Genomic DNA, 5,339 nt, shown 5'->3' with positions numbered 1-5,339 from the left:
CGGACAGGTCAACAGCCGCAGGACCTGAAGGACCGACAGGTTAAGGAATCGTAGCCGCCGTCATCTGTTCGCCGACGGCGGTTTCGCTGGCCAGCTTGTTGCATGGGCGCGGACCATCATGAGGACCACCGTCGAGATCGTTCGGAAGAAACCCGGTCAGAAAACCTTCGAGGCCCTGCCGAAACGATGGGTGGTCGAACGTACCCTTGCCTGGCTCACCGCCCACCGGCGGCTTGCCCGCGACTACGAACGCCACCCCGCCACCTCCGCATCGTTCATCCACTGGGCGATGATCCGCACCATGGTCCGCCGTCTCGTTCGCGGGAATCCCGTCCCACGCTGGCAACCCCGTGACACTACAGAGCGTTAACATCACTCAAGATCCAGGACAGGCTCTTACAGCCACGGTGGCACCGAAGGCGTCAACACCAAGACCAAGAAGATCATGCGCCAGATGCACCGCCGAGCTGACTTCCCGCTTCTCCGCCACCGGATCCTGCCCGGCTGGTGCGCTGACCACGAACGTTTCCGGCCGTGGAGTAGGTAGAGGCGGGTGATCACGGGCACACCATCCCCGATGAGGACGGCGACCAGCCCTGGAGGTGAACCGCGATGGCGCGGCCGGTACGGGCACGGCGGCTGACCGATGAGGAAGGCCAACGACTCCAAGCGATCGCGCGCCGCGGGAAACACGGCGCGATCCGAGTCCGCCGCGCACTGATCATCATGGCGTCGGCGAGTGGGACCCCGGTCCCCGCGATCGCTCGTCTCGTCGCGGCGGACGAGGACACGGTCCGGGGGGTGATCCACCGGTTCAACGAGATCGGCCTGGACGCGTTGGACCCTCGTTGGGCGGGGGGCCGTCCCCGCCTGATCAGCTCTGACGACGAGGTGTTCGCCGTGGCGACGGCCCGCACCCGCCCGGAGAGACTCGGGCAGCCGTTCACGCACTGGAGCCTGCGCAAGCTCGCCGCCTACCTGGCCGACAACCCCGACCGCACCGTCACCATCGGTCGGGAACGGCTGCGGCAGCTCCTGCACCACCATCGGATCTCGTTCCCACGCACGAGGACGTGGAAGGAGTCCACCGACCCGGACAAGAACCGCAAGCTCGACCGGATCGAGTACCTCACCGGCACCTGTCCGAACCGGTGCTTCGCGTTCGACCAGTTCGGACCGCTACTGAAACGTCCCGGCTTCGTCAGGGCTGCTCCCACCCAGACCGGCACTACCCGGACCAGGCAGCCCTCAGCTCCACCCACCCTGCAGCGACAGGGCAGACGGTGAAGGTCTCTCACCTCCACGCGAACCACAGCGCCTCACGGCGCAAACCGGATGTGCGACAGAGCCGTTTTCTTGACACACCCGGGTCAGTCCCAGCCACCCTCGCGGGTGCGGGTGGGCTGCCGCAGGATGCCGAGACACAGAGGGTACGGCGCTACGCTGGTTCGGCGGGGATCAGGTCTGTTGGATCATCTGAAGGAGGTGTGCCATCACTGCGGGGATGATCGCTCCTGCCTGGATGCACCAGCAGATCACGGCGGAGGAATACGACTCCTGGTCCGAGGAGCGGTGCGCGGGCATCGAGATCGTGGACGGGATGGTCGTTGTGAGCCCCAGCGCGTCCAAGCGTCACAACCGGCTGGTCAAGATCCTCGCGGTCGCGTTGGAGGCTGCTGCCGGGCCGGGCTGGAACGCGGACTTCGACGTCGATGTTCGGCTTCAGGACGTGCCGTTGACGAATCGGCGTCCGGACGTGGCCGTGTACCGCGCCGACACGATCGACATCATGTCGGCCCGTCCCGAGCATCTTCTGCTCGTCGTCGAGGTGGTCTCACCGGGCTCTGAGACGACCGACCGGATTGTCAAGGCCGAGCAGTATGCGAAGGCTGGAATCTCGTATTACTGGCGGGTCGAGCAGCCCCCCGCCGGCGTCCCGGTCGTCTATACCTACGTCCTCGACCCGGCGACCGGAACGTACCGTGGCGCTGAGGTCTTCACGGGCGCCGTCGATGCTGCCGCACCTTTCCCGGTCAAGATCGATCTCGGTCGGTTGTAGCGGCGTCTGCTGGGCGTTGCCGGGCAAGCCGGCCGGCAGGATTCCGGGGGCGCATGAGTGTTCGGTGCGGCGGTGACGCAGGGCCGGCACGCGGGCTGTTACCGGTCGCCCGCTTGCCGGGCAACCGGTATGCGCCTGCGCTGGTTAAGGGCGTGTGCGTAGTGGCCGAATCCCCCCTCGGACACAGACACTACGCACGCCGATGATCTTGGTGTGGCTTCGGCTGTGATCGTCTCTGTTTCGTGATCGTAGATAAGCTTCAGGCCAAGTTCACGGTAGACCTCGGCCTTGCCGGTGGAGTCGGCTTCACACAGGATCACCAGCAGGGCTCGTGCGCGGGCGATCTGCCAGTTACGGGAGGCCTCTGGATCCTGCTGGTCTTCGGTGGAGACCCTGCCGTAAAACGCGAGTCTGATCATGGGGGCGGTCCTTTGTGGTGAGGCGACGCGGATGAGTCTGAGGTGGCAATGCCGCTCGATTAAGTTAGAGGGACGCCTGTCCATCCCGACATGCCAACGTCCGATCCCGCGTCGATCAATTTTCGAACACGGCGTTCGGTCCAGTTCCTCAACGTCGATCAGTGGGCGGCGGAGAGTTCACATCGGGAGTCGGGCGGTCGGCAGATAGCATCCGGGTGTGGTGCGCCTTCGTCAGGTAGTGGAATTGCCAGCCGTGGACAGCGAGCGGCTGACCGACCGTATTTCGATCGGTGTGCTCGCCAGAATCGTTCCCCGGGATCTCGTCGATGAAGCGCTGGTGGAGACGAAACGGCAGGAACGGCGTACCAGGCTGCTGCCAGCCCGGGTCATGGTGTACTTCACGATGGCGATGTGCCTCTTCTTCGACGATGACTACGAAGAAGTCATGCGTAAACTCGCCGGTGCGTTGAGGTGGCTGGGGAACTGGAAGGGTGACTGGCAGGTCCCAACTAGCGGGGCGATCTCGCAGGCACGGATCAGACTCGGCGCCGCGCCTCTGAAACTGTTGTTTGAACGTGTCGCGGTGCCGGTCGCGGGGCGGGGTACCAAGGGCGCATGGCTGCGTTCCCGGTGGCTGACGGCGATCGACGGGTTCTTCCTCGACGCCGCGGACACCCCCGAGAACGTGGCCAGGTTCGGACGGCACACCAACGGACACAAGGCCAGCGCCCTGCCACAGGTCCATGTTGTCGCGCTCGCCGAATGCGGCACGCACGCGATCGTCGCCGCCGCGGTCGGCCCCCGGGCGAGCGACGAACGCACCCTCGCCGCCACTCTCTTCGACGCCTGCGAACCCGGGATGCTCCTACCGCCGACCGCAACTTCTACGGCCGCGACCTGTGGCACCAGGCACTTGACACCGGCGCGGACCTGCTCTGGCGAGTCAGGTCCAACCTCGCGCTACCGGTCATCCAACCGCTCCCTGACGGCTCCTACCTCTCCATTGTCATCAATCCGAAACTAAGCGGGAAACGGCGGGAACAGCTCATCGTCGACGCCCGCGCGGGCCGCGATTTTCCCGAGGACTACGCGACACCCGTCCGCGTCATCGAATACACGGTGCCCGACCGCACCGGAGCCGGCACCGGAGAACTGATCTGCCTCATCACCAACATCCTTGACCACACCGATATATCCGCGGTGGAACTCGCCGCGGGCTACCATGAGCGGTGGGAAATTGAAAGAATCTTCGATGAGGTGAAGACCCACCAGCGGGGCGAAGCCCGCTCGGTCTCAATAGGTCAGTGCACCACGTATGAATCCGGTCATAGATCGGGTCTGGTAGGAACGTGGCCTACTGATCTGGAGGTTCGGTGCGCGGCGCGGTGTTGACAGCGGAGGATCGCGAGGTCATTTCCCGTGGGATCACGGAGGGAAAATCGGACGCTGGATCGTCGGCTAGTCGTCGAAGAACTACCTCGGGCTACTAGTCATGTCACGGACCGCCAGACCCATTCCGCCCTGGCCGAACAAGCCATGGCGAGGCAAGGTCGAACGCCGACGGTGAAGAACGTCGGAGAGCCGTGTGCCGGAGAACGGCATGCACGGATCGATGTGGCGGGGAATGGAAACGGAGCCGACGGCCACCGCGCCATTCCCCGACCCTACTGAGGACCACACGCACGCGCTTCGGGAAATCTTCACAGAGATCATCGAACAGCTCAACCCGGTGCGCCGCCACCGCACGTACCCACGCGCCATCAGACGAGGCCGCCACAGCGCCTACCGAGTCAAACGCCCAACAGACACCGGCATCCGTCATGATCAACAATCGAAGATCATACTTGCTCGGACCGCTTAACTAAGCGCCATTGAGCTATGCCGGGGCTGTGACGGCAGCGGTGAGCCAGGCTGCGCTGGACGCGGGAGCGCACGAGGTCCTGCTGTTCACCGATCCGGCTGTTCCGACCAGCAACGGCGTGTATCAGCGGCTCGGCTTCTAGGACCACACGCGGAGCCCGCTTGCCACGGGACAGCCGAACGTCGCTCGGCGCGCGGCGGCTGGATCGGCTGGATACAGTCTGACGATGCTGATCATTGAGGTTGAGCTGCCATGATGGGACGGACCCACGCCCTGAGCGGGGCGGTGGTCTGGTTGGCCGTCGCACCCCTGCTGTCCCGGGAGCAGTGGTTGGGCTCGCACGCGGTGTCCTTGTCCTCGTCCCAGGTGATCGCCGGCGCGGTGGTATCCGCGGGCGCGGCGCTTCTGCCCGACATCGACCATCCCCACGGTCGGATCGCCAACACCTTCGGGCCGGTCACCCGGGTTATGTGCAGGTGGATCAGCAGGGCCGCCGGTGGCCACCGGCACGCCACCCACTCGATCCTCTTCGCGCTCGGCATGGGTGTGGTCATGGGCCTGCTGGCTGCCCGTTTCGAGTATGGGTGGTGGGCCGCGCTGTTCGTCCTCGTGGGCTTCGGGTTACGTGGGCTCGGCCTGGACTTCGAGAAGCACGAGCACTGGTCGTCCGTCATGGACTGCGTGACCGCCGGGGTCGCTGTCTTTCTCATGCACGGCATTGACATGAGCTTCGCCGGCTACGCGGTCACCCTGGGCTGTCTCGCCCACCTGGCCGGGGACTGCCTGACCCCGCGCGGCTGCCCTCTTCTCTGGCCGGTCACCTGGCGGATGGAGACAGTCCTGGTTCCCCGGACGGACGGCAGGATCGAACACTGGGTCGTCGTTCCGCTTCTCGCGGTCGCCGCGGTAATCCTGACCGTGCGAGTCGTGACGGGCGACGCCGTGTCCCACTGGCTCACCGCCGGTTGAGACACCCGGCGCCGCCCCGCGAACACCGGCT

The 5,339-nt window shown here is 65.3% G+C and carries 5 protein-coding genes and 2 pseudogenes; 6 read left to right on the top strand and 1 reads right to left on the bottom strand.

The genetic code is table 11. The features are described 5' to 3' along the window. Positions 1 to 49: 49 nt before the first annotated feature. The 3 genes and pseudogenes from AC08OO_RS17455 to AC08OO_RS17445 form a co-directional block, all read left to right on the top strand. Positions 50 to 370 (top strand): annotated as a pseudogene (locus AC08OO_RS17455) (transposase); the annotation flags it as partial. A 242-nt stretch (positions 371 to 612) separates the two neighbouring features. Then, positions 613 to 1,287: a helix-turn-helix domain-containing protein gene (locus tag AC08OO_RS17450; protein ID WP_011436546.1), complete on the top strand. Its 675-nt coding sequence runs from the start codon at positions 613 to 615 to the stop codon at positions 1,285 to 1,287. A 217-nt stretch (positions 1,288 to 1,504) separates the two neighbouring features. After that, entirely contained in the window at positions 1,505 to 2,059 is a 555-nt protein-coding gene (locus tag AC08OO_RS17445) for a Uma2 family endonuclease (protein ID WP_476610781.1), read from the top strand. Positions 2,060 to 2,157: 98 nt separating this feature from the next. On the opposite strand, the gene AC08OO_RS17440 is transcribed toward AC08OO_RS17445, so the two are convergent. Further along, positions 2,158 to 2,478: a hypothetical protein gene (locus AC08OO_RS17440; RefSeq protein WP_476610782.1), complete on the bottom strand. Its 321-nt coding sequence runs from the start codon at positions 2,476 to 2,478 to the stop codon at positions 2,158 to 2,160. Positions 2,479 to 2,695: 217 nt separating this feature from the next. Between AC08OO_RS17440 and AC08OO_RS17435 the strand changes: the two are divergent. From AC08OO_RS17435 to AC08OO_RS17425, 3 genes and pseudogenes are all read left to right on the top strand, one after another. Further along, a pseudogene (locus AC08OO_RS17435) lies at positions 2,696 to 3,765 on the top strand (IS4 family transposase); the annotation flags it as partial. A 614-nt stretch (positions 3,766 to 4,379) separates the two neighbouring features. Further along, positions 4,380 to 4,481, top strand: coding sequence for a GNAT family N-acetyltransferase (locus tag AC08OO_RS17430; protein WP_476610783.1), 102 nt, complete (start codon positions 4,380 to 4,382; stop codon positions 4,479 to 4,481). A gap of 113 nt (positions 4,482 to 4,594) precedes the next feature. Continuing rightward, positions 4,595 to 5,308: a metal-dependent hydrolase gene (locus AC08OO_RS17425; protein WP_035734387.1), complete on the top strand. Its 714-nt coding sequence runs from the start codon at positions 4,595 to 4,597 to the stop codon at positions 5,306 to 5,308. Positions 5,309 to 5,339: the final 31 nt, after the last annotated feature.

The sequence above is a fragment of the Frankia sp. CeCAU1 genome, from assembly GCF_977971845.1.
This window is presented reverse-complemented; position numbering and strand designations above follow the sequence as displayed.